Below are 26,244 nucleotides of genomic sequence, written 5' to 3'. Positions count from 1 at the left end.
CGCCGGTCTCCAAGCTAAAAGTTTGAAAAGGTTGGAATCCCCGGTTAGCTTGGCGATCAATAAAAACAGGCTCAGACAGGATTGTTCTAGAAATGCGACCAGTATGTTTCCGCACGGTTGCCGGCAGTTTCCTGTCCGCCGCCCTGTTTTCCTTGGCCCTTATGGCCAATGCCGAGCCATCTCATGGCATCGCTATGTATGGTGACCCGGACCTACCACATGATTTTGTGTCTCTGCCCTACGCAAACTCCGATGCCCCCAAGGGCGGGCGAATCGTTACCGGCAACACTGGCGGCTTTGATTCTCTTAATCCCTTTGTCAGAAAAGGCTCCCCGCCCTGGCAATTGCGGTATCTCACGCACGAAAGCCTGATGGGTCGAAATTGGGACGAACCGTTTTCACTTTATGGACTATTGGCCGAATCGATCGACGTCGGCCCGAATCGCGAATGGGTAGAATTCACCCTACGCCCCGAGGCGCGCTTTTCGGATGGTGCGCCGGTTACGGTCGATGACGTGATCTGGTCCTACGAGACTTTGGGCACTGTTGGTCATCCCCGCTACCTTGGGTTCTGGACCAAAGTGGACAGCATCGCGCCGACCGGACCACGCTCTGTTCGAATAACGTTCAACACCGAAGACCGTGAACTGGCGCTGATCGCCGGATTGCGCCCCATCCTGCAAAAGGCCCAGTGGGAAGGTAAAGATTTTGCTGGATCGTCCTTGTCCGATATCCCAATTGGCAGTGCGCCCTATGTCATCCAGGATTTTGAGGCAGGCCGACATGTCACGTTGCGCCGCAACGCTGACTATTGGGGCAAAGATTTACCTCTGCGCCAGGGCATCGCGAACCTTGATGAAATCCGTATCGATTTTTACGGCGACGGCGATGTGATGTTTGAAGCTTTCAAAGCCGGCGAACTCAGCTTTTTTCGCGAGTTCAACGCCGAAGCCTGGGCCAATCGCTATACATTCCCTGCCATCACCTCAGGCGAGGTTATTAAAACCGAAGTTCCGCACCAAAAGCCCTCGGGCATTACTGGGTTTGCCATGAACACCCGGCGCGCACCCTTTGACGATATCCGTGTGCGCGACGCTCTGATCCATGCGTTCAATTTCGAATACATCGCAGATACACTAACCGGAGGTCGCCAACCGCGTATCACCTCCTATTTCTCAGGCTCCTATCTGGCAATGTCACCCGGCCCTGCTTCTGACGAGGCCGCAAGCATCTTGTCTCCCTTCGCGAGCGATCTGCCAGACGACACACTTTCTGCCTACCGCCTGCCGACATCAAACGGATCAAACCGCAACCGCGCCAATATGCGTCACGCGATGAAACTTCTGTCCGAGGCCGGGTATGAGGTGGAAGACGGCATTCTAAAAGGCCCGGACGGAACGCCATTCAGTTTCGAAATCCTGCTGCGCCAGGGCGATCAACAGGACAAAGCCATCATCGATATTTACCGTAAATCTCTCGAAAAACTGGGTATTTTCGTTACTGTCTCGGCTGTTGACAACGCGCAATACGCCCAACGCATCAACGCCTTTGATTTTGACATGACCGATTATCGCCGCGCGCTATCTCTTAGTCCCGGCAATGAACAATCCTTGTACTGGGGCAGTGAAGCCGCGGATCAGGAAGGGTCACGCAATCTGATGGGCATCCGATCAAAACCTGTCGACACGCTTGTTGCGGCTCTCACGTCTGCCAAAACAGCCGATGAGTTTAAAACGACCGCCCAGGCACTGGACCGTGTCCTGACCACGGGCCGCTATGTCATCCCGATCTGGACCTATGCGGTGGGCCGCATCGCTCACACATCTGATCTCAAACACCCGGACACCCTGCCGATCTATGGCGACGGTGTGGAATGGATGCCCGGCGTCTGGTGGCAGGAAAACTAGACCCTTTCAATTGGCAAAAACATCAAGGGGCGAGGGTTGCCTTTGCCCTGCAAAGGTGAGGTGAGGTGAGGGTCAGCTCCTCTAACGACGGGTGAGTTTCAACCTGATTCCGTCTTTTGAACGCACCGTCAGATGCGCCACAGGCACTGGGGGATCGCCTACGGGCTCAATCCGATATGCCTTCAACAACATCGACAGGATCAAAGGCCCCTCAACCATGGCAAACCCGGCCCCGGTGCACACTCTGGGTCCTGCCGAAAACGGCATAAAAGCTTCACGCATACAGGTTTTGCCATTTTCGGTTTGCCACCGGGTCGGATCAAACCCATCCGGGTTGTCCCAAAGCCGCTCGTGTCGATGCAGATGCCATGGGCTCAGGACAATCTGACTGCCGGTTTTGATGTCTCGCTCCCGAAAATTCTCCGGGCAAGTGTTTTGGCGTACCATCATCGGCACTGGTGGATACAGGCGCAATGTTTCGCGGAACACATCGCGGCTCAGCCGCAACTTGCTCATAACGGCAAAATCGCACACCTCCAACGCTCGTGCTTCTTCGGCCAGTTTGTCCTGCCATTCGGGATAACGCGCCAGCAAATACAAAGCCCAGGCCAGCGCCGATGCACTGGTCTCATGGCCGGCCAAAAAGAAGATTGCGACCTGATCCACCATGTCCGAGGTAGAAAACGTCTCACCGGTTTCAGGATCACGCGTGGTCATGATCTTGGTCGCCAGATCATCCGGTGCAGTGCCTGCCCTGATCTGCACCATGCGGGTTTCCGTCAATTGACGGATCAGACCCCGAATGGCGCGCGCTGTTTCTTTCGTGCGAGATGCAAAAAACCGCGGCATCCAACGCGGCAAGGGCACAAAAGCCGCAATATTCAGGATTGGCTGGCTGCGTTGGTAGTCACGAAACTGCGCAAAAACCTGACCGGCTATTTCGTGTTCTATCGGAATTGAAAACAAGGTGCGAAAAATCACATCCGCCGCTGCATGGCTGGTCTCGGCCTCAATCTCAACTGTCTTTCCAACCGACGCCTCAAGCCTCGCAACCGCCGCCTCAGAGGCCGCCCACATGGCCGGAAATGTGTCTTTCAACCTGCCACCTTCAAACGCCGGGTCAATGATGCGCCGTTGTTGCTTCCAGACGTCTCCGTTGGTGAGGAAAACTGAATTCCCAAGTAAGGGCCTTAGCCCTTCGCTGATCCGTCCGGATTTTGGAAAGTCATCCGGGCGTTCTTTCAGAACGGTTTTCACCAGCGCCGGTTGATTGACCATATAGGAGCGAAAGAACGGCGTGCGAAATTCAGCCATCCACGCCTTGTACAATCGCGCTGGCTGGGCCGACAGGATGTCCTGCCGAAACAGGCGCACGTATTGGCGCAGAGATACCCGGTCAGCCCGCGATTGCGGTTTGGGGGGCAAATCGCTCATCCCGCAATCCCGGTAAATTTGTTCACGGGTTTTTCAATTCGGCTTTTTGACGGGCTGCGCATCGCATAGCGTTCAGCCAATGTTTTGGGACCTGCAGTAATGCGGAAGTAGTCATAGTCACCGGGCGCATCAAAGGCACAGAGATACTGAAAGTGCAGACGAAAAAACCGCCATCGCAATTCCTTCCAACGCTCGGGGCTGAGGGTTTGTGTAAACGCCGCTGATACAACCAAAGGCCAGCGTTTACCACTTTTCGGTGCCACGCCAGAGACCGACACCGGATCGCACAGCGCAAAGGCGCAGCCGTCTCCGGGGGCGGTTACGTCGACCCAGGTTAAGACATCCTGTTGGCATAAAAACTGCAGATCCCGCCTCAGACGATGCGCATCAGGCAGAAAGGAAACCATCGGCACCACTTGCCCCAAAGATAGAAACCCAAGGGAAGGTCCACTCTTGGACACGCGCCCAGCACGGATCAGATCCGCCAAAATGGAGACCGCAAGATGTGCCCCAGACGAATGCCCCACGACCAATACCTCATCCACATCCTCTTGCAGCGCCGCAGCAATCTGATCGCCAAACTCAACCATGCGGGCCTCAAGCTCTTTTGGATCGGCCCCGCGCGACTGTGCCGAATATGCGTAGTCATGCATCAGGTAATAGGCGAAGAACTTGTTGTCCTTTTTGCGAAACCAATTCAACAAAGGTGGCACAATCAACAGGCCCGCCCATACGGTCCAGTCGGGTAGAAAAATGGTAAGCAGCGCCCCAATTCCACGCGCAGCCAACAAAGCCAGTAGCAGCTGCACGAGCAAGAACAACACAGGATAAAGGGCCGCGATCACAGGCCCCTTGCGCAATTGCATCAGCCGCCACAACGCACCGGTTCCAATGTAAACCCAGGCGGTTCGCACCAGCTGCACATAGGTCGCTATGATGCCTTGCTCCATACTGTCACGCACAATGTCGGACCACACCAGCACATCAAAATCGGCTTGCGTTTCACCATCTTCCAGCGCGCCATTCACGTGCCAGCCATAAGGACCATCGCCTTGTTTTGCCGACAGTGTCAGCTCATAATCCGAGATCGCCGCCTGTGCGGCGCCCTCTTTGCGATACAATTCTCGATATCGACGGGGATGAATAGGATCATAACCGGGAATATAGAAAACCCGGCGGGTGCGCACCGATTTGTGACTGCTCTCGCCCATGAGACCTCATTGCTTTGAGATCACAGTAGCGGTGCTTTTAGGCTGAAGTAAGTCAAAAGAGCGCCTGCAAAAGATGCCTAACATAAGATTAACCCAGTTCTGCCAAAGCCGGGAACGTCTCAAGCAACCAGTAGGAAAACGATGAGAAACCACCCGTCAGCATGAGGAGCCCAATAGTCCACAACAACAGCCCCATAACGCGTTCTATCTGCTGCATATGGCGTTTCATCCATGTCATGACACCGCTCATCTGTGGCAGGAAGGCTGCAACCAACAGGAATGGTATGCCGAGCCCGATGGCATAGATCCCAAGCAACACCGTGCCCTTGGTCAACGACGCCTCAGAAGCCGCTAAAGACAGGATAGCGCCCAATTGCGGTCCAATGCAGGGTGTCCAGCCAAAAGCAAAAGCAAGGCCAAGAATATAGGCCCCAAATGCGCTACCACCCTTGTCCCCTACATCGATGCGGGCCTCGCGATCCAGAAACCCGATCCGATAGACACCCACAAAATGCGCGCCAAAAATCATCACTGTAATGCCAGCAACTGTGTTCAGAACATTTTGGTATTGCAGAAACATTGTGCCAATGGCCGAAGCAGTAAAACCTAAAAACAAAAACACCGTCGACAGGCCCAGAACAAAGAACAACGCGGCCATTACAACCTTGTTTCTCGAGGCCGTGCCTTCGCTCATGTCGTTGATCGACACGCCACTCATATAGGCCAGATAGGGCGGCACAACCGGCAGCACACAGGGGCTCAGGAATGAGACGACGCCTGCGATCAGCGCCACGAACATTGCAGGCAAAAGTCCTGCATCGATAATTTCGATTCCAAACATACCGCCTCCTTAGTGCAAACTGTCGCCAAGGTCACGGGGCTGTCCTGTCACATCCCTGTGGACAGCATGCGACCTCGCGCATATGTGATTGATATGACCCACGAGATTGATGCAATCGGGCTGTTATGCCCCCTGCCCGTCCTTAAATTGCGCAAGAGACTGCAGCCTCTCGCTGCTGGCGAACACATCCGGTTGCTGGCGGATGATCCCGCCGCAATTGTTGACGTACCGCATTTCTGCAATGAAAGCGGCCATACCCTGCTGAGCAGCGGTGAATCAGGTGGCACCCTGACCTTTGTGATCCAAAAACGCGACTGACGCGGATTCGCAGGTGCCTAGAATTCGCGCGCCAAAAGAAAAGGCCGAGGGGCGATCCCCCGGCCTTTTCTGCCATTATACTAAACGATCTTAGCTGCCTTTGGACCACCAGCCTTTACGCTTTGGTTTAGGTGGTGCTGTGGGGGCTGGCTCAGGGGCGGGTTCAGGCGCAGGCTCTTCCGTCACAACGGTCACCTCTTCCTCAACCTCGGCTGCAATCACCTCAGGTTCACTTGGCGCATCAGCGACATCTGCCTCAGTTCCGTTCACCTCGGCCACGGGGTCGGCAGGTGGCGCTTCTGTGGCCGTTTCCACCACCACAGCCTCTTCAGCTATCGTGTCCTCAGCTGGTTTCTCAGCATCCGCCTGCACGGCCGGAGCCTCGGCAGTCGCTTCAACCTCATCTGCATTCTTCGATTTGGATCGGCTGCGCGATCTGGAACGGCTGCGTGATCGGCTCGGCTTTTTAGGTTCTTCGGACGTGCCAACGTCTTCTGATGCCGCTTCGGTGGCATCAGAGGCGTCGGCCTCAGTGGCCTCAGTCGTGGCCTCTGCTCCGGCTTCCAGGCTATTTTGTTCTTCACCACCCTGAGCAGATTTTCCGCGACCACGACGACGACGACGACGGCGTTTTTTAGGTTTGGCTTCCCCATCTTCGTCCTGAGCAACGGCTGTGCCCTCGATGACATCATCTTCTTCATCGATGGCATCCATCAAAGACGTATCTACCGAAACAACCGGTGCCTGCACTTCGGCAACAACACGCGTAGCAGTTTTAAACTTCTCGAACGTATAGTCCGGTGACACCAGATGCGGGTCGCCCTCGAGTCGAACTGACAACCCGTAACGCGCCTCAATCTGAGCGATATGTTCACGTTTCTGGTTCATAATGTAATTGGCAATCGCCACAGGCGCTTTCACCAACACTTCGCGCGACCGACGGCGTGTGCCTTCTTCTTCGATCTGGCGCAAGATTTGCAGGGAAAGGTTGTCATCTGAACGGATCAGGCCGGTGCCATGACAGGCGGGACACGGCTGTGTCGTGGCCTCGATCATGCCGGGACGCAAACGCTGACGCGACATTTCCATCAAACCAAAGCCCGAGATACGTCCCACTTGAATGCGGGCGCGGTCGGTCTTCAGTTTGTCCTTCATGCGCTTTTCAACGGCGGCGTTGTTCTTACGCTCGTCCATATCGATAAAGTCGATCACGATCAGGCCAGCAAGGTCACGCAGACGCAACTGGCGGGCCACTTCTTCTGCGGCCTCCAGGTTGGTCTTGGTCGCGGTATCCTCGATCGAGCCTTCTTTGGTAGCCCGGCCCGAGTTCACATCAATTGCCACCAACGCTTCTGTCACGCCGATCACAATGTAACCGCCAGATTTCAGCTGTACCGTTGGGTTGAACATTCCGCCCAAATAGCTTTCGACTTGGAAGCGGGCGAACAATGGCAGGCCATCGGAATAGTTTTTCACGTTCTTGGCATGGGACGGCATGATCATCTTCATGAAGTCCTTGGCGATGCGATAACCGCGCTCACCTTCGACCAGAACCTCATCAATCTCGCGATTATAAAGATCACGGATCGAGCGTTTGATCAGGTCACCTTCTTCATAAATCTTGGCAGGTGCCGTGGATTTCAATGTCAGGGCGCGAATTTGCTCCCAAAGGCGCTGCAGGTATTCATAGTCGCGCTTGATCTCGGCCTTGGTGCGTTTGGCACCGGCGGTGCGAATGATCAGACCTGCGCCCTGAGGCACATCAATCTCGGTCGCGATTTCCTTGAGTTTCTTGCGGTCCGGCGCATTGGTGATCTTACGGCTGATGCCGCCGCCACGTGCGGTGTTGGGCATCAAAACGCAATACCGTCCAGCCAGCGACAGATATGTCGTCAGAGCAGCGCCTTTGTTGCCGCGCTCTTCTTTGACGACTTGTACCAGAAGGATCTGGCGCACTTTGATAACTTCTTGAATCTTATAGCGGCGCGCACGCGGCTTGCGCGGCGGACGGATGTCTTCCGAGTCGTCTTCGTCAGCAACCGATTCAATGCTGTCGTCTTTGTCTGACGCTTTGGACCCTTTGGCCTTGGGTTCATCGTCATCATCAGCCTCATCGGCATCCAGCTCCGCCTCGACGGAATCGTCCGCTTTGTCGTCCGCGTTGGCTTCAGGAACTGCCTCAACAGCGTCTGCTTCGGCGGATTTATCCGCGGCTTGCGAAATCTCTGCGGCAGGTTCTTCTTCAGCAACCGCTTCGGCAGCTGGTGCCTCGGTTTCTGCGGCGTCCTTTGCGTCGGCTTCGGTTTCTTCACCGGTTTCCGGATCGCGGGTTGCAACAGCATCCTCGCCTTCGGTCTTGGCGGCCATTGTCTTGCCGCCCTTTTTGTCGTCCTTGGTTTCGGCTTCTGCACCGTCAGAAGCAGCGTCTTCAGCCACTGCTTCGACAGGTGCTTCAACCTCTGCAGGCTCGGCAACCACTTCTACCGAAATCACTTCCGTCGTGGTTTCTGCGGCCGCCTCTTCTTCGGTAACCGGCTCAGCACTCTTTTCAGCGACATCCTCATCCGAGGCGTTGTCTGCCACAGTCTGTTCAGTAACAGCGTCTTCACCCGACGGTTCTTCAACAGGTGTTTCCTTGACCAGTTCCATCGGAGACAGACCCTCGGTCGTATCTTCGCCAAGATCGATGGTTTCCATACCCTCAATCTGATCACCAACGGACTCTTCCGGCGACGCTTCTACAGCGACATCCTGTGCGTCAGCGGGCTTTGTGGCATCCTTGTCTTTGGGCTTGGATCGCGACCGTGACCGGCTGCGCGAACGAGAGCGCGAAGGTTTTTTCTTGTCTTCGTCTTCCTCGTCGCGCGCCTTTAGCGACTCGGTATAGGCGCGTTCTTCTTCCATCAGCGCTTCGCGGTCAGCCACCGGAATCTGATAATAGTCCGGGTGGATTTCCGAAAAGGCAAGGAACCCGTGGCGATTTCCGCCATAGTCGACAAACGCCGCCTGAAGCGACGGCTCAACCCGTGTAACCTTTGCAAGATAGATATTGCCAGCTATCTGGCGTTTGTTTTCAGACTCAAAATCGAATTCCTCGACCTTGTTTCCGTCGACCACCACAACGCGGGTCTCTTCCGCGTGGGTGGCATCGATAAGCATTTTCTTTGGCATGTTGTCCATTTGCACCCGCGCAATCGCCTGCGCCCCGGTGGGGCGTTGAGGGTGGATTGTAGGGGGTGTCTTGTCAGGGCAATGTCAGGCGCGCGGTCAAGAGGGCCGCTTGCGGCCTCTGCTCGGTCTGTCAATATATTCGCGCGCTTCATCGCGTTTCTTCTCCGACGCAGTCACAAGCCTTGGCCAATGTCGCGCCTGTTACAAGCCCTCCGCCAAAACTGCGGTGCGGGCGTCTCTCTAGCCTTCTTTTGAAAGGCTCAATCGGTCTGAACGAGGCGTCGGGCATTTTGGCCATCGCGCGTCACGTCCAGCGAAACTCATACGGCAGGTCCGAAGCACGGACTCTCCCTGTCTCTAAATATGACCAGCCTCACCTAAATTACAATGGCAAAAGCCGTTGCTGTTCGAAAACCCACGCGAAAAGTGCATGTTTTACAAGGTCGCGTCGATTTGCGGTTCTCTGACGGCCTCAGAACTCGCGTTTATAGCCAATCCCGACCTGATCGCGCTGCCCGTATGTGTTGTCGATGTAAGAAGCAAAAACACTGATGCTGTCTTTCTGTGTGAAGCCGTACGTCAGCCCGGCACCCACGCTGAAACCTGAGTAGTTACTAGACCCTCTTGAACCCACAAAGGCGGTTTTGAAAGTCCAGTCTGCAGTAATGGGTTTCAACGCCAGAACACCAATGTAGCCACCCTTGCTCGAGGTTGCCGCAAGGGCAAACTCATCCAAATTCTGAACGATATCCGCCTTTTGCCCTTCGGTATAGTTGATCCCAAAGGCCGGAAACAATTGCCACCCTGAAGGCTGAAGCCCAATGGCGCTGAGAGGAACAAAGCTGCCCAGCGAATACTGGGTTTGTCGGGTCCCGCCAGTCAATGCCTTACGCGATGCCGCAAAGTTCACAATGCCGAAGTTGAACAGATAGGATCCGCCCAGCGTCCAGTCTTCATTTTCCGAAATTGAGACATTGATCTTGGTAACCGGTCCAAATGCAATCGACCCGGACACCGAAGCATAATCCGTATAGCGTACGCCCAGCTTGGTGATGATCTTGGTGGGGTCGTCAGATAGTTTTTCTTGCCCTTCGGCACGGGCAGAACTGACTAAAACCAAGCCGATTAAGACCAGTTGAAGTGTTTTCGACATTGTCATGAGTCCTGCTCACCTCAAGGGTACTTAATACGTGACCTTAGCTTTTTGGAAATTCCAAATTCCTGTCACCAAAACGAAAACCACACGCAAGCTCAAAATTTAACTCAGATAATCAGCCCTTTGTAGACCATACTTTGCCATTTTCTCGTTCAGTGTCCGACGCGGCAGGCACAACTCGTCCATAACGCTCGCAATTGACCCACGGTGACGGCGCATCGTATTGTCGATCAACATACGCTCAAACGCCTCGACGTATTCCTTGAGCGGTTTGCCTTCGGTGGTCATCACGGGCTGCATTTCTTCATGATCATTAAGCAAAAGTGACGCAATGGTCCCCTCGCCCCGCCGGCTTTGCAGCACTGCGCGTTCGGCCAAGTTGATGAGTTGGCGCACATTGCCTGGCCACGGCGCCTGCAACAACTGCGCAGCCTCCTGAGCGCTGACTTTGGGCGCATCACAGCCATAATCATCAGAAAATTGCTCACTCAGACGCGTGAACAGTGTCAGAATATCTTCACCGCGCTGGCGCAAAGGCGGCACAGTTATCCGCAAGGCCGCAAGACGGTAAAATAGATCAGACCGCAACGCGTCCTCACAAGTACGATCCTGTTCCTGCAGGTTTGAGATCGCGATGATCCGCGTCTCAGCCGGACTTCCTTGTTCGTTGATGACATTCAAAAGGCGCGCCTGAAGCGTGTCGCTGAGAGTTTCAATGTCCTCCAGAACTAAAGTACCGCCGCGCGCTTCTTCGATCGCGGGCAATTGGCTGTCTTCTGGGTTCATTGGTCCAAAAATGCGTCGTGATAAAGCGTCTTCTTCAAAGGCACCACAGCTGACCAGAACAAACTTTTTGCCTGCCCGACTGCCCACCGCGTGCAAGGCATGTGCCACCAGTGTTTTGCCAGTACCGGTTTCGCCATCTATCAGAACATGGCCATCAGCCTGCCCCAGATCCAGAATGTCCTCTTTCAGACGTTCCATAGCCGGGCTGGACCCAATCAATTTCTTAATAAGCTGCCCACCATCGCTCAGCTCGCGCCGCAAAACCCGCGCATCCAGCGTCAACCGGCGCGCATTTGTGGCCTTTTTGGCAAGCTGGCTCATCCGGTCTGGATTAAAAGGCTTTTCCAGAAAATCAAAGGCGCCGACCCGCATCGCCTCAACCGCCATAGGAACATCGCCGTGCCCCGTGATCATAATCACCGGCAACGAACTGTCCGCCCCCATCAGTTTCTTGAGAAAACTCATGCCATCCATGCCCGGCATCTTGATGTCCGAAATAACAATGCCGGGATAGTCCGACCCCAACGCCTTGAGCGCGTCTTCGGCGCTGGCAAATGTCTCGGTGTCATAACCCGACAATGCCAGCCACTGGCTGATCGATTGCCGCATGTCCTGTTCATCATCGACGATGGCGATTTTCATACCTTGTGCCATGACTTATTACTCCGCTGCCTCAATCTCTTCTGTCAAAATAGGAAGCTGAACTTCAAATACAGCCCCCCGAATGGTTCCGTTACGCGCTGTCAGGCGCCCGCCAAGATCACTTACGATGCCCGAAGAGATCGCCAACCCCAACCCAACCCCGTCTCCGGGTTGCTTGGTTGTGAAAAATGGCTCGAACAAGTCATCCAGGTTTTCAATCCCCGGCCCGTTGTCGCGCACTGTCAGCGTGGCGGTCTCACCCGCCGCCAAAAGGATTTCAATTTCCGGGTCAGGTTCACCTTTGGTGGCATCCAACGCGTTGCGCAAAAGATTGATAATCACCTGCTCAATACGCACCCGATCCCCCATCACCCGAACCGGCACATCCGGAAGGATACGCCCAATCCTAACATGCCCCTGACGCAGCTGTGGCTCCATCATCGACAAGGCTGAATTCAGCGCGTCCGTCATCTCAACGGGGTTAAAAACATCGCCACCCTTGCGGGCATAGGATTTCAACTGCTTGGTAATTGATCCCATCCGCTCTATAAGATCGTCAATGCGCTGGAAGGATGACAGAGCCTCTTCCGGACGGTTTCGCCGCAACAACAGACGCGCGCCCGCGAGATAAGTCTTCATAGCCGCCAATGGTTGGTTCAACTCATGGCTCACCGCCGCTGACATCTCACCTAAGGCAGCCAATTTAGATTCTTGCGCCAGAGATTGCTCGGCCACGGCGAGGCTTTCCTGCATGCGTTCGCGCTCGGCAATCTCGCTCTGCAACCTCAAATTCAGCGCCCGCAAATCCGCAGATTCCCTTTGAAACAGGGCCATTCGCAAAAGGCTTTTGCGATTGAGAGCGTAGAAGGCCAATGCCAGAAGCACGGCAAAAACCATGATTTCAAGCGCCAGCACAGCGTTTACTTTTTCGCGAACGCTATTGTAGCCGGTAAAGGACGTCATCCGCCATCCCCGGAACGGAATTCGAGCGTCCTCGCGCATGACGCCTTCGCCGCGAATGTAGGCGTCTGCAGGAACTTGGGTCCAATCAGAGGTGGCCTGAATAGCACGTTCAATAGCCCCTTGCGCCGGTTGACGCATCAGCGCTGCTTCTTCTGACAATCCACGCCATCGCGGCTCGGTCGTCAGAATAATGGTGCCCTGACTGTCGGTCACAAACACCACATCAGAAATGCCAGCCCACGCGCGTTCAAACTTCTGAAGATCCGCTTCAACCGCGATCACCCCAATCACTTGTCCCTGAAAATCCAGCCGTCGGGCGTAGGTGAATTTATGTGCGTTGCTTTCACTTCTTTCGGAAGAAAACACTGTAAGATTAGATCGCAAGGCACTGATAAAGAACTCATTCCCACGATAGTTGGCGCCGATTTTTGTGCGATCTGTGGCCGCAACTGTACGGCCATCTGAGTCCAACAGCATCAACGATGCCGCCCCGATTTCCTCAACGAATGAAATCAAACGCGCCGTCGATAACGAAAAATCGCCCGAGGTCAGCGCAGAAATCAGGGCTGGATCCTTCGCCAAAAGTTGGGGAACAATCGCGTTGCGTCGCAATTCAGACTGCAAATTCCCGGAATACAAAGCCAACCGCAATTCCGCCCGATTGCGGGTATTTTGAGTAAAACGGTCGGTCAGGAATGAATTGGTGACCCAAATCGTTACTGCGGCAATGGCTATGACCACGGCAAGCCCAACCCGCAATCGCCAATTCCTAGGGTGCGGTTTCGGGCTATCGGTGGTTTCCAGCGGCAGCGGTTCCATAGCAACTAGAGTACGCGGCTCCGCGCCGGGTCTCAAGTCAGGCCGTTGCCAACTGCTCCATAAGCGAGCGGAACATTGCCACCCCATCGGTCCCACCGTGATCCGCATCTGCGGCACGTTCTGGATGTGGCATCATTCCCAGAACCCGGCGGTTTTTGGAAATCACACCAGCAATATCCGCCACGGACCCGTTGGGATTGTCCATATAGGTAAAGGCTATTCGCCCTTCCCCTTGCAACTGTGCCAGCTTTGCATCGTCAACAAAGTAATTACCGTCATGATGCGCGATCGGCACGTCAATCACCTGCTCCTTGTCATAGGCGCAGGTAAAGGCGGTCTCATTGTTCTCGACCTTTAGGCCTACGGTGCGGCAAATATATTTGAGCCCACCATTGCGGCGTAACGCCCCCGGTAGAATGCCGGTCTCGGTCAGAATTTGAAATCCGTTACAAACCCCAAGTGCATATCCACCGCGTTCCGTATGATTAATCAACGAGCGACAGATCGGCGAGTTGGCTGCAATTGCCCCGCAACGCAGATAGTCACCAAAGGAAAATCCGCCAGGAACGCCAACAATATCAAGACCTTCCGGCAGGCTTGTGTCCTTGTGCCACACCATAGTGACATCCATACCCGCGCGTTCAAATGCCACCGCAAGATCGCGGTCGCAGTTTGATCCCGGGAAAACAATGACCGCTGCTTTCATCACATCAGCTCCACGCGATAGCTTTCAATCACTGTGTTGGCCAACAGCTTTTCGCACATCTCGTTGACCGTGGCCTCAGTAGAGCCTTCAGCAAGATCCAGCTCGATTACCTTGCCTTGGCGTACGCCTTCGACGCCATCAAACCCTAGGCTTCCCAGTGCGTGACGCACCGCTTCGCCCTGTGGGTCCAGAACTCCGTTTTTCAGCATCACATAGACACGCGCTTTCATCAGTCTCTCTCCGGTCTGGCCAATATGAACCCTTACAGGCTTCATCTCAGCAAAAATACTCGATTTGCTACGCCCGCTCCGGGCGCAACCTGTTAGTTCACAAGTGTCGGTTTAGGTCCAGTGCCCTTAGGCATCACACCCAAACGCCGAGCGACTTCTGCATAGGCATCGGTCAGGCTTCCCAAATCGCGGCGAAACACGTCTTTGTCCAACTTCTGATTGGTTTCCATATCCCACAAACGACAGCTGTCCGGACTGATCTCATCGGCCACGACAAGACGTTGAAAATCGCCATCGTACACACGGCCAATTTCGATCTTAAAGTCGATCAGCTTGATACCAACGCCGAACATAACGCCGGACATAAAGTCATTCACCCGAAGCGCGAGGCCCAGAATGTCATCCATATCCTGTTGGCCAGCCCAGCCAAACGCCGCGATATGTTCTTCTGAGACCAGCGGATCACCCAAACTGTCATCTTTGTAGCAATACTCGACAATCGGACGCGGCAGCTGTGTGCCTTCCTCAATGCCCAGTCGTTTGCTCATAGTGCCTGCGGCAAAGTTCCGCACGATCACTTCCAGTGGAATAATTTCGCATGACCGAACCAATTGTTCGCGCATATTGAGCCGCTTTAGGAAGTGCGTCGGAACGCCTATTTGGTTTAAACCGGTCATGAAATATTCGGACAGGCGGTTGTTCAAGGCGCCCTTCCCGTCAATCACATCTTTTTTCTCGGCATTGAAAGCGGTCGCATCGTCCTTAAAATATTGGATAATCGTGCCTGGCTCAGGGCCTTCGAACAAAATTTTGGCCTTGCCTTCGTAAATCTTCTTACCGCGCGCCATGGACGTCTCTTTCCTATCATGCGGGGGCGAGTCCCCGCTCTCTGGCGTCCTCATAAATCATGGGCGGCATTGTCGCAAGCACGCCCACCCCCCTTGCGGCGATAGGGCCGCATGTGCAAACAAGGACCGACTTCAACATTTGCAAGGGAATCCGCAGATGACCACCTTTGATGATCGCGAAAACGCATTCGAAGCCAAATTCGCTCACGATGAAGAAATGAACTTCAAAGCAGACGCCAGGGCCAACAAATTGTTGGGGCTTTGGGCCGCAGAACTGTTGGGCAAATCCGGCGAAGATGCTGATGCCTATGCCAAAACCGTTGTGATCGCTGATTTCGAAGAGGCCGGCCACGAAGATGTTGTGCGCAAAGTGGTTGCCGATCTGGAAGGCAAAATCACGTCAGAAGAGATTCGCGCCAAACGCGTCGAACTTTTGAATGTGGCTAAACGACAGGTCATGGATGAAGCCTGAGCTTCAACTTCGGACTAGAACTGCACGAAAATAATATTGAGACGCGCGAGCTGAAAACCTCGCGCGTTTTCTTTGAAACATGAGCAGTTTACTCCACCACAAATGGCGGAAAACCGCCTTTGCTTCATGAACTCTATGAACAAAATATAATTGCCCTTGCCTGCACAGCGTGACACATGTGCCAGAATTACAATGATGCGTTTCAAAGGAGTGTCTTATGTCAAATGCCCTGTCCAAAATGCTGACGAGCCGAGACTGGATTATGGCGGATGGTGCTACTGGCACCAATCTTTTCAACATGGGACTCAGCTCGGGTGATGCTCCAGAGCTCTGGAACGAACAAGAGCCCGCGAAAATCAAGAAGCTCTACAGTCTGGCTGTCGACAACGGGAGCGATCTGTTTCTGACCAACTCCTTCGGGGGTAATTCTGCCCGGCTTAAGCTGCATGACGCGGGCCACCGTGCGCGTGAATTGTCGCGTATGGCCGCTGAACTTGGTCGCGACGTGGCGGACGCAGCCGGTCGCGACGTGATTGTTGCTGGATCAGTAGGTCCGACAGGTGAAATCATGCAACCTGTGGGCGCGCTTAGCCATGCCGATGCCGTTGAAATTTTCCACGAGCAAGCCGAAGGCCTGAAAGAGGGTGGTGCAGATGTCTTGTGGCTTGAGACGATTTCTGCCCCTGAGGAATACCGCGCTGCGGCCGAAGCATTTGCGCTGGCGGATATGCCTTGGGTTGGCACGATGAGCTTTGACACAGCCGGGCGCACCATGATGGGCATGACCAGTCAGGACATGGTACAAATGGTCGAAAGTCTGCCCAATCCTCCGCTTGGCTATGGTGCCAATTGTGGCACCGGAGCGTCGGATTTGCTACGCACAGTGTTGGGGTTTGCCGCTCAAGGGACAGAGCGGCCCATTGTGGCCAAGGGTAATGCAGGCATTCCAAAATACGTCGACGGACATATTCACTATGACGGTACACCTGAATTGATGGGTGAGTACGCTGTTATGGCGCGTGATTGTGGAGCAACGATCATTGGCGGATGTTGTGGTACTATGCCCGAACATCTCAATGCTATGCGAAAAGCCTTGGAAACCCGTGACCGGGGACCGCGCCCAACGTTGGATCAGATCACGTCAGTTCTGGGACCGTTTTCCTCGGCTGGAGACGGCACCGGTGACGATGAGCCCGCCACACCTGCCCGTCGCAATCGCAGACGCCGCAGCTAAGACGGCTCGAAAGTCCGACATACCTTTCGCCAAAAGGCCGGGAAATCGGTTTTCCGGCCTTTTGCATTGCGACCTCCTGTCCCAATTTGACCTAGATCAGTGTGCCAGTCGTTACTCCTGACCCAAGGTTGGCCCGCCGGGACCTCGGATCGACAAATACCTGCCGAACACGGCATGTCTGCAATGTCCCGGCTAAGGAGACGACAATGAGCATTCTGTTTGACAAAATGACCCCCACGGCACGAGAAATTGCCGAAGAAAAATTGCGCAACGAAGGTATCCTCGCTCCGGACGCGCCGCTGGAATATGCATTTGAAGTACGCCCGGCTGAATTGGAAGCGTTGGAAAAAGCCCGCCTTAAGTTTGACCATCAAATTGCAGATTGTGGGTCGAAAGATCACCAGAAAATTGCGGAACTGGCCATTGCCAAAGCCCGTTGCGTCAGCGACTACATTGCCGAAATGGCGGGCTGATCTGTCAGAACAATGACATTTGCTCACCTTTCCTGATGGGTGAGCAAAATAAATCATATGCCAATTCGGGCAATTCCGGAGCCAGCGCCAATCGGCGCTGAGCCATTTTGAACCGTGCTGAGATCATGCTGGCATAGTGACCTTCGCCGCGCATGCGTCGCCCCCACGCCGCGTCATAGTCCCGCCCACCGTGCATCTCGCGCACGCGCGCCATTACACGTGAAGCTCGCTCTGGAAAGTGTTCTTCCAACCATTCCTTAAACATATCAGACACTTCCAACGGCAACCTCAACATGATCCAGGACGCGGAAATCGCTCCGGCATCCTTGCCAGCCTTAAGAACCGCTTCAATCTCGTGATCAGTGATAGATGGCACCACCGGCGCCATCATGACCCGCACGGGAACTCCCGCGTCGCTCAATCTACGGATTGTTGCGAGCCGGCGCGCAGGTGACGGCACACGCGGCTCCATCAGCCGTGACAGATGTGGATCAAGCGTGGTTACAGACACGCCAACATGCACCAGGTTTCGCGCTGCCATATCCCCCAAAAGATCAATGTCGCGTTCAATCAGGGTTCCCTTGGTGACAATCCCAACCGGATGGCTGAAATCTCTCAGTATCTCCAGGCAGGCCCGCATAATGCCGTGATCCCGCTCAGCTGGCTGGTAGGGATCGGTGTTTGTGCCGATTGCCAATGTCGCCACACGATAAGATTTGCGCTGCAATTCCTTTTCCAGAATCTCTGGCGCATTTGGACGAGCAATGATCTGTGTCTCAAAGTCCAGCCCCGGAGACATTCCAAGATAGGCATGGGTAGGTCGTGCAAAGCAATAGATGCACCCGTGCTCGCATCCGCGATAAGGATTGATCGACCGATCAAACGGCACATCGGGCGAAGAGTTCCGCGCTATCATACTCTTGGCATGTTCAAGGCGAATTTGCGTGTCAAACGCAGGACGCACCTCTTCAATCTCCCAACCATCACTTTGTTCAATGCGATCCAGATCAAACCGGCCGGTCGCGTTGCTCAACGCGCCGCGCCCGCGCCGCCTTTTGCTGTCTATCGAGTACGCCCTTTGTTCTGTCATGCATAATCAATTAGAACAAACAAAGAACAAAATCAATAATTCGCAACATCAACTTGAATAATTTTCACTGGGCTAGCGATGTTTCAACGATATAAGTCGGTGTCAGCCCGGGTCATGTCGCAAATTTGACAGTCGATACGGTCGAAATTGCACAAATGTGGGACAACTACAAAAACCCTGGCCAGCACGCCGGAAATCAGAGGAAAGCCCATGTCGGAAGAAGACGATATCATCCTGTCAGAACTAGACGACGAAGAACTGGTTCAACAGATGTTCGACGACCTCTATGACGGTCTCAAGGAAGAGATCGAAGAGGCGGTGAACATCCTGCTGGAACGCGAATGGGAACCCTACCGCGTTCTGACCGAAGCTTTGGTTGGCGGTATGACCATCGTTGGTGCCGATTTCCGCGATGGCATTTTGTTTGTGCCAGAAGTTCTCTTGGCTGCGAACGCTATGAAAGGTGGCATGGCCATCCTCAAGCCACTTCTGGCCGCCACAGGCGCACCGCGTGTTGGCAAGATGGTGATTGGCACAGTCAAAGGCGACATCCATGACATCGGTAAAAACCTTGTTTCGATGATGATGGAAGGCGCCGGTTTCGAAGTTGTCGATCTGGGCATCAACAACCCCGTTGAGAATTACCTTGAGGCGCTGGAAAAAGAAGAGCCCGATATTCTGGGCATGTCTGCGCTGCTGACAACCACCATGCCCTATATGAAAGTCGTGATCGACACGCTGGTCGAACAAGGCGTGCGCGAAGACTATATCGTACTGGTTGGTGGTGCGCCGCTGAACGAAGAGTTTGGCAAGGCCATTGGTGCTGATGCATACTGTCGTGACGCCGCCGTGGCCGTGGAAACCGCCAAAGATCTTGTGGGTCGCAAACATAACCAGCTGAACGCCTGAACCGGCTTCAAAACATCCACATGAATTTGGCCCGCCAACCTACTGGCGGGCCTTTACTTTCTGGGAGGACGGAATGACAAATATTGGCACGATGGACACCCAAACCGAGACCCTGATTGCCGCTGGAAAGCCCGACAGTGTTCTGCTCTTGGCATGCGGTGCCCTAGCCCGAGAAATCCTGGATTTGCGCGAGAAAAACGGCTGGTCCCATCTGGACCTCACTTGTTTGCCCGCCAATTTGCATTTGTATCCTGAGAAAATTCCAGATGCCGTCCGCGAGGCCGTGGACGAGCACCGTTCAGAATATGACGAAATTTTTGTGGTTTACGCAGACTGCGGTACCGGCGGAATGCTCAAGAAAACCTGCGACGAAATTGGCGTGGAAATGGTGCAGGGCCCGCATTGCTATAGCTTTTTTGAAGGCAATGACCGTTTTGCCGAAAAGGCAGACGATGAATTGGGCACCTTCTACCTTACGGATTTCCTGACCCGACAGTTTGATGCATTTGTCTGGAAGCCAATGGGGCTCGATCGGCACCCGGAATTGCGTGACATGTATTTTGGAAACTACACCAAACTTGTGTACCAAGCCCAAACGGATGATCCGGTTTTGGTTGAAAAAGCTAAGGAGTGTGCCGAACGATTGGGACTCAAATTTGAGCATCGATTTACCGGCTATGGTGATTTGCAATCGACGCTTGGAAAACTTTGAACTGGTTTAGAGGCATTTTATTTTCGAAAACCTAAAGGCCAACTTTGTTTTCAATATCAGTAAGGTACGACTTAAACTTCTCCCACTCCTGAGAGCTACCCTGATAAACTTTTTTTCGAACCTGGGCCATGCTGGCTGTCCGGGCCGCACGATTGGTTGACTGAAAATTCAAGCAAGCCTCCTCAAAATCAAGCCCACAGTACTCTAACAATCGCCGGGTTTCACCTTCCTGATCTTGTGTGAATGTTTCGTACCTCAAGTCGAGAAAGCGATTGGGGAATCGAGATCTCCAAAACTGCATCAAGTTCTCATAACAATTGTAGAACTCAGCAATGTCATTCAAATCATAGGCAAACGACATGAGGCTGCCAGCAAAGTTGTGACGGTAGATCGACCAACAGACCGCCATAGGATTTCGCTGAATATGGACCACACGCGCCTCAGGAAAGGCAGCAAATATCAACCCCAAGTATCTAAAATTCAACAAATTCTTGTCAATCACGCGTGTTCTAGGTCCGGAAATTTTTGACATTTCTCCAAGGTAAGTATTTCGCACTTCGATCAATGTATCTTTGGAAATTTCACGGGTAGCTGCCTTGTTCGTAGCCTCGTTTAAAACGGTGTCCATGATCGCAGTCATGAGGCCTATTTCTCCGGCTCCATGTACCTTGGAATGACTTGCTATTACCTGCTCGATCAAAGTACTGCCGGATCGGGGCATCCCAACTACAAAGATCGGCGTGACGGGGCTCGAGGAAATTTCTGGCACTAGCAATCTTGAAACTTTACCAACCTGAAACAGCGATTTTATCTGAGAGAACATCGCTTTGTCGTCACCTACGTCATAGCTTTGATTTGATTTGGCAATTCGATTGGCTTTTTGGAAGCAATCAAAAGCATTTTTTGTGTCGTCCCAATTGGCAAACGCACTGCCCAACGCGAAATGCCCGTAGACCTGATCTTCTTCCGGTATTTTTTTCTTGCGAAGGACTGACTTCAATTTGTTAAAGATCGCATCGCCCTCGGAAAAGGGGCGCAAGGCACTTAGTTGTAAATAGGCCGACATGTAGGCTGGATTGTGGGCAATCGACGTCTCAAAACACTCAATTGCTTCGTCGGTGCGCCCAAGTGCACTATAAAGATTACCCAGACTTCCCAGCGTAACTGGATTTGCGGTGTCTATCTCAAGCGCCTTTTTGTAAGTTGTTATCGCTGCATCATAGTCTTCCATATCTGACTGCACGCGTGCCAAATTGCAAAGAACCACATTGTCCTCAGGGCAGTGGTTTACAGCCTCCTCCAGAACTTCAGCGGCTTCTTTGAAGCGGCCAACATCTCGTAAAGCAATGCCAAGACTATTTCTTGCTTCTGTAAACTTTGGTTGCGCATCAATGGCAGCCCGAAACAAAGCGATCGCTTCGTGTACTCGGTTTTGCGAATGAGCTTTTTGCCCGCGAGAATTCAACTGTTCCGCACTTTCAGTCGCGTCGTTGCCTGGGACGGCCCCGTTTCCCCCAAGAGATGTGGCTAGTAAATTATTTTGCGTCGCTCCGGCTGCAGCCGCCCGCGCCCCCTTTTTGGGTAAAGCCAATGGATCTTCAAGGCCAGACAACCCACCAGCTGACAGCCCTTGCAAAGGATCGGAAAGAGCCTCGGGACTAAACGATGATTTGACCGGATCTGTAGCAGATTTTTCCAGACGTTTCAGCCCTGCCTTGGCTTTGCTGTTTGCAGGATACCGTTCCAGAATATCCACAAAAAACTGGCGTGCGCGCGCTGAGTTTCCTGCTTTCTCTGCGGCAAAAGCCGCCCGCAATTTGTCGCTGAGCTTGAATGATTTCGGCGCCATTTTTTCCTCGCCCGCTGCACCTGCAGCTATGCAGGCCTACCACTATACCAAAGACGTGATCCACAAGATCATTGCATCCTCGTCCGAAATTGACACCACATTATGTCCCATAGTCGAGTCATAATACGCACTATCTCCACGGCGCATTTCTATGGGTTCATAGAATTCGGTATAGAGATGTATCACGCCTGTTAGCACGTAAAGAAACTCTTCTCCGTCGTGGCGTACCCAGCCGTCAAATTCTTCAATTGAGCGAGCGCGAACACGCGCACGATAAGGCAACATCTGTTTCTTGCTCAGCGTCTCTGCCAGCAGTTCATGTTCGTATGTGGTGGTTGCCTGATGCACACCCTGCCCGGATTTCACCATGGCGATACGTCCGTTTACCTTTTCCTTTTGCGGTGGCGTAAACAGCTGAGGAACCGAAATCTCGAGCCCCACAGCCAATTTTTTCAACGCATCATAGGTAGGAGACATTTGCCCGTTTTCGATCTTGGACAGGGTTGAACGCGCGAGCCCCGCCTGCCCCGCTGCCTGCTCCAAGGTCCAGCTGCGGGCTTTGCGCAATTCACGCACCCTTAGCCCGAGATCAAGAGGTTCCACGTGATCGTGCTGGCCGTTTTCTAGCGCCACCTTGATCAGGGATTTTGGGTCATTATCTGTCATACCGGGTCTTCTACCCCCCTCAGCCCATCACTTGCAACTCATCAAACCTGAGCCTACCAAGCGCACATGTTTTCTCTATTTGATCAAGGCCGCCACGCCCCAGCTCCCAGTTCGTTTAATATGGCTGCTTACGTTCTAGCGCATGCTGATGAGTTATCCGACAAAACAGCTTTGGCTGTCATGTCCGTGGATGAGGCAGACTTGTGGTCTTACGGACGTCTGAAGTCGGCCATTCTCAGGACTGGCACTGGCCTGTTGCAGGCCGGCCTTGAACCAGGTGACAGAGTCTTGATGCGGATTGGCAATGCAGTTGAATTTCCGATTGCCTATCTGGGTGCCATTGCCGTCGGTTTGGTTCCCGTGCCGACATCTTCGCAATTGACAGAGCCCGAAGTCGCCAAAATGATTGCAGAACTGTCTCCGTCCGCAATCCTGCGCGATCCAGATATATCCTGTCCCGTGACGCCCGAAATCCCTCAAATGACAATCCAGGCCCTTGAAGGCATGCGCGATTTGCCACCTGCCGAGTTCCACATGGGCGATCCCGAACGTACGGGCTATATCATTTACACCTCAGGCACCTCTGGCGTGCCACGCGCCGTGTGTCATGCGCACCGGGCAATCTGGGCCCGCCAAATGATGCACCAAGGCTGGTCAGGGCTGCAGGACAGTGACCGGTTGATGCATGCAGGCGCGTTCAACTGGACATACACGCTGGGCACCGGCTTGATGGATCCATGGTCTATGGGTGCAACCGCGTTGATTCCGGCGAAGGACGTAAACATTGCATCACTTCCGCACCTGCTGAAAACCCATCAGGTAACGATTTTCGCCGCCGCTCCGGGAGTCTATCGTAAGATGCTGTCGGATCACCCGGACATCCATTTACCAGATTTGCGTCATGGGTTATCCGCCGGCGAAAAACTCTCTGAGGCCATCCAAGACGATTGGTTCGAAGCCACTGGTACGTCTTTGTTTGAGGCTTATGGCATGTCGGAATGTTCAACCTTCATTTCCGCCAGCCCATCTTCGCCCGCACATCCCGGTACGTTTGGCAAACCCCAAAACGGACGACGCATTGCTTTGGTTGATGAAAATGGCGCGCCTGTGCATTTGGGGGAAGAAGGCACTATCGCAATCGACAAGAGCGATCCGGGCATGATGTTAGGCTATTGGAACGCTGCCGAAGACACCGCGTCGCGCTTTATCGGCGATTGGTTTTTGACCGGAGATCGCGGCACGATGAATGCGGATTTTTATATCCATTATTCTGGTCGGGCGGATGACATGATGAATGCTGGCGGCTACCGCGTGTCGCCGATCGAGGTCGAGGCCGCGCTTTCGCGCTTTCCAGACATCCAGTCTGTCGGGGTCACTGACGTGGAAATCAAACAGGATGTTCGGGTTATTGCGGCCTTTTATACTTCAGACGAACCACTGGACGAAACAGCGCTTAGCGATTATGCCGAACAGACGCTGGCCCGGTACAAGCAGCCACGCCTGCTTCAACGGCTCGACGCTCTTCCAACCAACCCCAACGGCAAACTCAGCCGCCGCGCCCTGCGCCAACACTTTGAGGCACACAGATGATCAAGCTCGATATTCTTTCCGACCCGATTTGCCCCTGGTGTTATATTGGTAAAGCCCGCCTGGAACGCGCCATGCAAGCCGAACCTGATCACCCCTTTACCGTTGAATGGCATCCGTTTCAGCTTAACCCTGATATGCCCGCCGGAGGCATGGACCGGCGCGAATACCTTGAAACCAAATTTGGCGGCAAAGACAATGCCGTGCGAGTCTACGGTGAAATTGCCAAACATGCCGAAGAAGAAGGCCTGGATATCGACTTTGCCGCAATCCAGCGCACCCCAAACACAGTGGACGCACATCGCCTGATCCATTGGGCCGGGATTGAAGGCAAACAAAACGCCGTGGTGGATGCTCTGTTCAAAGCGTACTTCAAAGATGGTCGCGATATTGGCGATCACGAAGTACTTTGCGATGTGGCCGACAGCGCAGGTTTGGACGCCGCCGTTGTTGGAAAGCTACTGAAATCAGACTCTGATGCGCAAAGCATCCGAGATAGAGACACCCACAGTCGCGAGATGGGTGTAAACTCGGTTCCAACCTTTATCGTCGACAACAAACACGCCGTTCCCGGTGCTCAGGCCAGTGAATTGTGGATCAAAGTCATCCGCGAACTAAAGGAAGGACAAGCCACCGAATGACCCCCGCAGAGCGTATTTTCTTTCTGGTGCTGCTGATCGCGCCAGTCATTCTTGGGGGCACGGTGTTCTTCCACTATGTCGAGGGCTGGACGTGGGTCGACAGCTATTTCTTTTCAGTGATTACCCTATCGACAGTTGGCTATGGTTCTCTTGTGCCAGCAACCACGCTGGGCAAAATCGGCACCACATTTTTTATCTTCGTGGGCCTTGGAATCTTTGCCTTTGTCATCCAGCAGTTTGGCCGGATTACCGCAGAGAAACATGCTGCCCATTCTGAATGGCTGATTGCCCGGCTTGGCCATCATAAGGCCATTGAAGAACCTCATGCCGATAATCAGGACGATCAACCCGCCTCATGACCCAAAGTTCCAACATGTCCCGCGTTGAATTTGTGGCGATGTGCGCGATGATGTTCGCCACGATTGCCTTTTCCATTGATGCCATGCTGCCCGCCCTGCCCGAAATAGGCGCCGAACTGAGCCCTGACAACCTCAACAAAGCTCAACTGATCCTGACCAGCTTTGTTCTGGGAATGGGGATTGGAACGTTCTTTACTGGCCCACTGTCAGACACCTTTGGACGCAAACCTGTGATCGTAGGCGGCGCATTGGTATATTGCACCTGCGCGGCCATCGGTTGGGCTTCGCAATCTCTTGAACTGCTTTTGGCAGCCCGCTTGTTCCAGGGTATTGGCGCAGCGGGGCCACGAATTGTCACCTTGGCAATTATTCGCGATCTGTACTCGGGGCGCGACATGGCGCGTCTGATGTCCTTTGTTATGCTTGTGTTCACACTTGTGCCTGCCGTTGCCCCATTGCTGGGCTCAGTGTTCATTGCGCTGGCGGGCTGGCGCTCTATCTTTTTGGCCTTCATCGGGTTTTCTATGTTGTCGATCCTTTGGCTTGGCCTGCGCTTGCCAGAGCCTTTAGCTGTTGAAAAACGACGACCGTTTCAGTTTAAAGTACTTCTTGGTGCAGTAGGTGAAATGTGGGCTATCCCCGTTGTACGCGTTTCAATCCTCGTACAGACCCTGTGCTTTGCGATGCTTTTTACCATGCTGACCACCGTTCAGCAGGTTTATGACATCACGTTCGGGCGCGGCGACGAATTTCCTTTGTGGTTCGGCGCCGTGGCGATTATCTCCGGAAGCGCCAGTTTATTGAACGCCTGGTTGGTTATGCGACTGGGCATGCGGTTTCTGGTGACCGTGACATTGGCCGTGCAGGCCATTTTGTCGATTGTCATGCTGGCCCTGTCTCTCAGCCTGTCTGCGGGGCCGGTGTTGTTTGCTGTCTTTGTGATCTGGCAAACCTCGGTGTTTTTTCAGGCTGGAATGACACTTGGAAATCTCAATGCCATGGCCATGGAACCCTTGGGGCACATGGCGGGCACAGCCGCCAGCGTTATGGGGGCAATTGCTACGGTGTTGGGTGCTGGATTGGCGGTACCGGTTGGACTTGCATTCAACGGCACGCCGGTCCCGCTGATTTGGGGCATTGGCATCGAGGCCGCCTTGGGATTTGGCTTAATGCTATGGATGAAACGGATCGAGGCGCGCTCGTAAGAGCGCGCCTCGTTT

At 53.8% G+C, this 26,244-nt stretch carries 24 protein-coding genes; 11 read left to right on the top strand and 13 right to left on the bottom strand.

Annotated elements, in window-relative coordinates:
* The first annotated feature begins 92 nt into the window (after positions 1-92).
* A complete protein-coding gene (locus BUC32_RS17250; RefSeq protein ID WP_073255879.1) occupies positions 93-1,907 on the top strand; it encodes an extracellular solute-binding protein in 1,815 nt (604 codons plus the stop codon).
* 81 nt (positions 1,908-1,988) lie between these two features.
* Here the strand turns inward: BUC32_RS17250 and BUC32_RS17245 are convergent, their stop codons facing one another.
* The 3 genes from BUC32_RS17245 to BUC32_RS17235 form a co-directional block, all read right to left on the bottom strand.
* A complete protein-coding gene (locus BUC32_RS17245) occupies positions 1,989-3,341 on the bottom strand; it encodes a cytochrome P450 (RefSeq protein WP_073255876.1) in 1,353 nt (450 codons plus the stop codon).
* Positions 3,338-4,552: a hypothetical protein gene (locus tag BUC32_RS17240; protein WP_073255873.1), complete on the bottom strand. Its 1,215-nt coding sequence runs from the start codon at positions 4,550-4,552 to the stop codon at positions 3,338-3,340. Before BUC32_RS17240 ends, BUC32_RS17245 begins: the two co-directional genes overlap by 4 nt.
* Before the next feature lie 88 nt (positions 4,553-4,640).
* A complete protein-coding gene (locus tag BUC32_RS17235; protein WP_073255870.1) occupies positions 4,641-5,393 on the bottom strand; it encodes a cytochrome c biogenesis CcdA family protein in 753 nt (250 codons plus the stop codon).
* Positions 5,394-5,459: 66 nt separating this feature from the next.
* On the opposite strand from BUC32_RS17235, the gene BUC32_RS17230 reads away from it, so the two are divergent.
* Complete coding sequence (locus BUC32_RS17230; RefSeq protein ID WP_245815207.1) at positions 5,460-5,711, top strand: sulfurtransferase TusA family protein; 252 nt, start codon at positions 5,460-5,462, stop codon at positions 5,709-5,711.
* Between the two features lie 90 nt (positions 5,712-5,801).
* On the opposite strand, the gene BUC32_RS17225 is transcribed toward BUC32_RS17230, so the two are convergent.
* The 7 genes from BUC32_RS17225 to purC all read right to left on the bottom strand — a co-directional run bounded on the left by BUC32_RS17225 (position 5,802) and on the right by purC (position 15,032).
* Positions 5,802-8,882, bottom strand: coding sequence for an Rne/Rng family ribonuclease (locus BUC32_RS17225; RefSeq protein WP_073255940.1), 3,081 nt, complete (start codon positions 8,880-8,882; stop codon positions 5,802-5,804).
* A 472-nt stretch (positions 8,883-9,354) separates the two neighbouring features.
* Positions 9,355-10,035: a hypothetical protein gene (locus BUC32_RS17220; RefSeq protein WP_073255937.1), complete on the bottom strand. Its 681-nt coding sequence runs from the start codon at positions 10,033-10,035 to the stop codon at positions 9,355-9,357.
* A gap of 105 nt (positions 10,036-10,140) precedes the next feature.
* Complete coding sequence (locus BUC32_RS17215) at positions 10,141-11,478, bottom strand: sigma-54-dependent transcriptional regulator (RefSeq protein ID WP_073255867.1); 1,338 nt, start codon at positions 11,476-11,478, stop codon at positions 10,141-10,143.
* Between the two features lie 6 nt (positions 11,479-11,484).
* A complete protein-coding gene (locus BUC32_RS17210; protein ID WP_073255864.1) occupies positions 11,485-13,248 on the bottom strand; it encodes a sensor histidine kinase in 1,764 nt (587 codons plus the stop codon).
* A gap of 37 nt (positions 13,249-13,285) precedes the next feature.
* Positions 13,286-13,954 carry a phosphoribosylformylglycinamidine synthase subunit PurQ gene (purQ, locus tag BUC32_RS17205; RefSeq protein ID WP_073255861.1) on the bottom strand — a complete coding sequence of 223 codons (669 nt, stop codon included), beginning with the start codon at positions 13,952-13,954 and terminating at the stop codon, positions 13,286-13,288.
* Positions 13,954-14,184 carry a phosphoribosylformylglycinamidine synthase subunit PurS gene (gene purS / locus BUC32_RS17200; RefSeq protein ID WP_073255858.1) on the bottom strand — a complete coding sequence of 77 codons (231 nt, stop codon included), beginning with the start codon at positions 14,182-14,184 and terminating at the stop codon, positions 13,954-13,956. Before purS ends, purQ begins: the two co-directional genes overlap by 1 nt.
* Before the next feature lie 92 nt (positions 14,185-14,276).
* Positions 14,277-15,032 (bottom strand): phosphoribosylaminoimidazolesuccinocarboxamide synthase, encoded by a 756-nt coding sequence (purC, locus tag BUC32_RS17195; protein WP_073255855.1) that lies wholly within the window; start codon positions 15,030-15,032, stop codon positions 14,277-14,279.
* A 157-nt stretch (positions 15,033-15,189) separates the two neighbouring features.
* On the opposite strand from purC, the gene BUC32_RS17190 reads away from it, so the two are divergent.
* The 3 genes from BUC32_RS17190 to BUC32_RS17180 all read left to right on the top strand — a co-directional run bounded on the left by BUC32_RS17190 (position 15,190) and on the right by BUC32_RS17180 (position 17,211).
* Entirely contained in the window at positions 15,190-15,504 is a 315-nt protein-coding gene (locus BUC32_RS17190; RefSeq protein WP_073255852.1) for a DUF1476 domain-containing protein, read from the top strand.
* Positions 15,505-15,721: 217 nt separating this feature from the next.
* Positions 15,722-16,738 (top strand): betaine--homocysteine S-methyltransferase, encoded by a 1,017-nt coding sequence (bmt, locus tag BUC32_RS17185; protein ID WP_073255849.1) that lies wholly within the window; start codon positions 15,722-15,724, stop codon positions 16,736-16,738.
* 206 nt (positions 16,739-16,944) lie between these two features.
* Positions 16,945-17,211: a hypothetical protein gene (locus BUC32_RS17180; RefSeq protein WP_073255846.1), complete on the top strand. Its 267-nt coding sequence runs from the start codon at positions 16,945-16,947 to the stop codon at positions 17,209-17,211.
* 4 nt (positions 17,212-17,215) lie between these two features.
* Here the strand turns inward: BUC32_RS17180 and BUC32_RS17175 are convergent, their stop codons facing one another.
* Positions 17,216-18,301: a PA0069 family radical SAM protein gene (locus tag BUC32_RS17175; protein WP_073255843.1), complete on the bottom strand. Its 1,086-nt coding sequence runs from the start codon at positions 18,299-18,301 to the stop codon at positions 17,216-17,218.
* 210 nt (positions 18,302-18,511) lie between these two features.
* Between BUC32_RS17175 and BUC32_RS17170 the strand changes: the two genes are divergently transcribed.
* Together BUC32_RS17170 and BUC32_RS17165 are read left to right on the top strand one after the other, a co-directional pair.
* The gene (locus BUC32_RS17170) at positions 18,512-19,210 is read left to right on the top strand and encodes a corrinoid protein (protein WP_073255840.1); all 699 of its coding nucleotides are present in this window, start codon (positions 18,512-18,514) and stop codon (positions 19,208-19,210) included.
* Between the two features lie 91 nt (positions 19,211-19,301).
* The gene (locus BUC32_RS17165) at positions 19,302-19,922 is read left to right on the top strand and encodes a DUF1638 domain-containing protein (RefSeq protein WP_245815208.1); all 621 of its coding nucleotides are present in this window, start codon (positions 19,302-19,304) and stop codon (positions 19,920-19,922) included.
* 31 nt (positions 19,923-19,953) lie between these two features.
* On the opposite strand, the gene BUC32_RS17160 is transcribed toward BUC32_RS17165, so the two are convergent.
* Entirely contained in the window at positions 19,954-21,771 is a 1,818-nt protein-coding gene (locus tag BUC32_RS17160; protein ID WP_073255833.1) for a tetratricopeptide repeat-containing sulfotransferase family protein, read from the bottom strand.
* A 42-nt stretch (positions 21,772-21,813) separates the two neighbouring features.
* A complete protein-coding gene (locus tag BUC32_RS17155) occupies positions 21,814-22,437 on the bottom strand; it encodes a helix-turn-helix domain-containing protein (RefSeq protein WP_073255830.1) in 624 nt (207 codons plus the stop codon).
* A gap of 66 nt (positions 22,438-22,503) precedes the next feature.
* Here BUC32_RS17155 and BUC32_RS17150 point away from each other — a divergent pair, with 66 nt between their 5' ends.
* Genes BUC32_RS17150 through BUC32_RS17135 form a run of 4 tightly spaced genes read left to right on the top strand, consistent with a single transcriptional unit; the run spans position 22,504 to position 26,229 of the window.
* The gene (locus tag BUC32_RS17150) at positions 22,504-24,027 is read left to right on the top strand and encodes a class I adenylate-forming enzyme family protein (protein ID WP_073255827.1); all 1,524 of its coding nucleotides are present in this window, start codon (positions 22,504-22,506) and stop codon (positions 24,025-24,027) included.
* Positions 24,024-24,665, top strand: a complete 642-nt coding sequence (locus tag BUC32_RS17145) for a DsbA family oxidoreductase (RefSeq protein ID WP_073255823.1) — start codon at positions 24,024-24,026, stop codon at positions 24,663-24,665. Before BUC32_RS17150 ends, BUC32_RS17145 begins: the two co-directional genes overlap by 4 nt.
* The gene (locus tag BUC32_RS17140) at positions 24,662-25,024 is read left to right on the top strand and encodes a potassium channel family protein (protein WP_073255820.1); all 363 of its coding nucleotides are present in this window, start codon (positions 24,662-24,664) and stop codon (positions 25,022-25,024) included. The genes BUC32_RS17145 and BUC32_RS17140 overlap by 4 nt, the downstream gene beginning before the upstream one ends.
* Entirely contained in the window at positions 25,021-26,229 is a 1,209-nt protein-coding gene (locus BUC32_RS17135; protein WP_073255817.1) for a multidrug effflux MFS transporter, read from the top strand. The genes BUC32_RS17140 and BUC32_RS17135 overlap by 4 nt, the downstream gene beginning before the upstream one ends.
* The last annotated feature ends 15 nt before the right edge of the window (positions 26,230-26,244 follow it).

It is taken from the genome of Shimia gijangensis, assembly GCF_900142085.1.
Taxonomy (GTDB): domain Bacteria; phylum Pseudomonadota; class Alphaproteobacteria; order Rhodobacterales; family Rhodobacteraceae; genus Shimia; species Shimia gijangensis.
Note: the sequence above shows the minus strand (reverse complement) of the source record. Positions and strands in the feature narration are given on the sequence as shown.

Excerpts from the sequence above, each read along its gene's own strand:
- BUC32_RS17240 (WP_073255873.1), bottom strand. The coding sequence starts at position 4,552 with ATGGGCGAGAGCAGTCACAAATCGGTGCGCACCCGCCGGGTTTTCTAT.
- BUC32_RS17165 (WP_245815208.1), top strand. The coding sequence starts at position 19,302 with ATGGACACCCAAACCGAGACCCTGATTGCCGCTGGAAAGCCCGACAGT.
- BUC32_RS17250 (WP_073255879.1), top strand. The coding sequence starts at position 93 with ATGCGACCAGTATGTTTCCGCACGGTTGCCGGCAGTTTCCTGTCCGCC.
- BUC32_RS17220 (WP_073255937.1), bottom strand. The coding sequence starts at position 10,035 with ATGTCGAAAACACTTCAACTGGTCTTAATCGGCTTGGTTTTAGTCAGT.
- BUC32_RS17150 (WP_073255827.1), top strand. The coding sequence starts at position 22,504 with ATGTTTTCTCTATTTGATCAAGGCCGCCACGCCCCAGCTCCCAGTTCG.
- BUC32_RS17225 (WP_073255940.1), bottom strand. The coding sequence starts at position 8,882 with ATGCCAAAGAAAATGCTTATCGATGCCACCCACGCGGAAGAGACCCGC.
- bmt (WP_073255849.1), top strand. The coding sequence starts at position 15,722 with ATGTCAAATGCCCTGTCCAAAATGCTGACGAGCCGAGACTGGATTATG.
- purC (WP_073255855.1), bottom strand. The coding sequence starts at position 15,032 with ATGGCGCGCGGTAAGAAGATTTACGAAGGCAAGGCCAAAATTTTGTTC.
- BUC32_RS17155 (WP_073255830.1), bottom strand. The coding sequence starts at position 22,437 with ATGACAGATAATGACCCAAAATCCCTGATCAAGGTGGCGCTAGAAAAC.
- BUC32_RS17170 (WP_073255840.1), top strand. The coding sequence starts at position 18,512 with ATGTCGGAAGAAGACGATATCATCCTGTCAGAACTAGACGACGAAGAA.
- BUC32_RS17175 (WP_073255843.1), bottom strand. The coding sequence starts at position 18,301 with ATGACAGAACAAAGGGCGTACTCGATAGACAGCAAAAGGCGGCGCGGG.
- BUC32_RS17190 (WP_073255852.1), top strand. The coding sequence starts at position 15,190 with ATGACCACCTTTGATGATCGCGAAAACGCATTCGAAGCCAAATTCGCT.
- purS (WP_073255858.1), bottom strand. The coding sequence starts at position 14,184 with ATGAAAGCGCGTGTCTATGTGATGCTGAAAAACGGAGTTCTGGACCCA.
- BUC32_RS17210 (WP_073255864.1), bottom strand. The coding sequence starts at position 13,248 with ATGGAACCGCTGCCGCTGGAAACCACCGATAGCCCGAAACCGCACCCT.
- purQ (WP_073255861.1), bottom strand. The coding sequence starts at position 13,954 with ATGAAAGCAGCGGTCATTGTTTTCCCGGGATCAAACTGCGACCGCGAT.
- BUC32_RS17160 (WP_073255833.1), bottom strand. The coding sequence starts at position 21,771 with ATGGCGCCGAAATCATTCAAGCTCAGCGACAAATTGCGGGCGGCTTTT.
- BUC32_RS17145 (WP_073255823.1), top strand. The coding sequence starts at position 24,024 with ATGATCAAGCTCGATATTCTTTCCGACCCGATTTGCCCCTGGTGTTAT.
- BUC32_RS17245 (WP_073255876.1), bottom strand. The coding sequence starts at position 3,341 with ATGAGCGATTTGCCCCCCAAACCGCAATCGCGGGCTGACCGGGTATCT.
- BUC32_RS17235 (WP_073255870.1), bottom strand. The coding sequence starts at position 5,393 with ATGTTTGGAATCGAAATTATCGATGCAGGACTTTTGCCTGCAATGTTC.
- BUC32_RS17230 (WP_245815207.1), top strand. The coding sequence starts at position 5,460 with ATGCGACCTCGCGCATATGTGATTGATATGACCCACGAGATTGATGCA.
- BUC32_RS17180 (WP_073255846.1), top strand. The coding sequence starts at position 16,945 with ATGAGCATTCTGTTTGACAAAATGACCCCCACGGCACGAGAAATTGCC.
- BUC32_RS17215 (WP_073255867.1), bottom strand. The coding sequence starts at position 11,478 with ATGGCACAAGGTATGAAAATCGCCATCGTCGATGATGAACAGGACATG.
- BUC32_RS17135 (WP_073255817.1), top strand. The coding sequence starts at position 25,021 with ATGACCCAAAGTTCCAACATGTCCCGCGTTGAATTTGTGGCGATGTGC.
- BUC32_RS17140 (WP_073255820.1), top strand. The coding sequence starts at position 24,662 with ATGACCCCCGCAGAGCGTATTTTCTTTCTGGTGCTGCTGATCGCGCCA.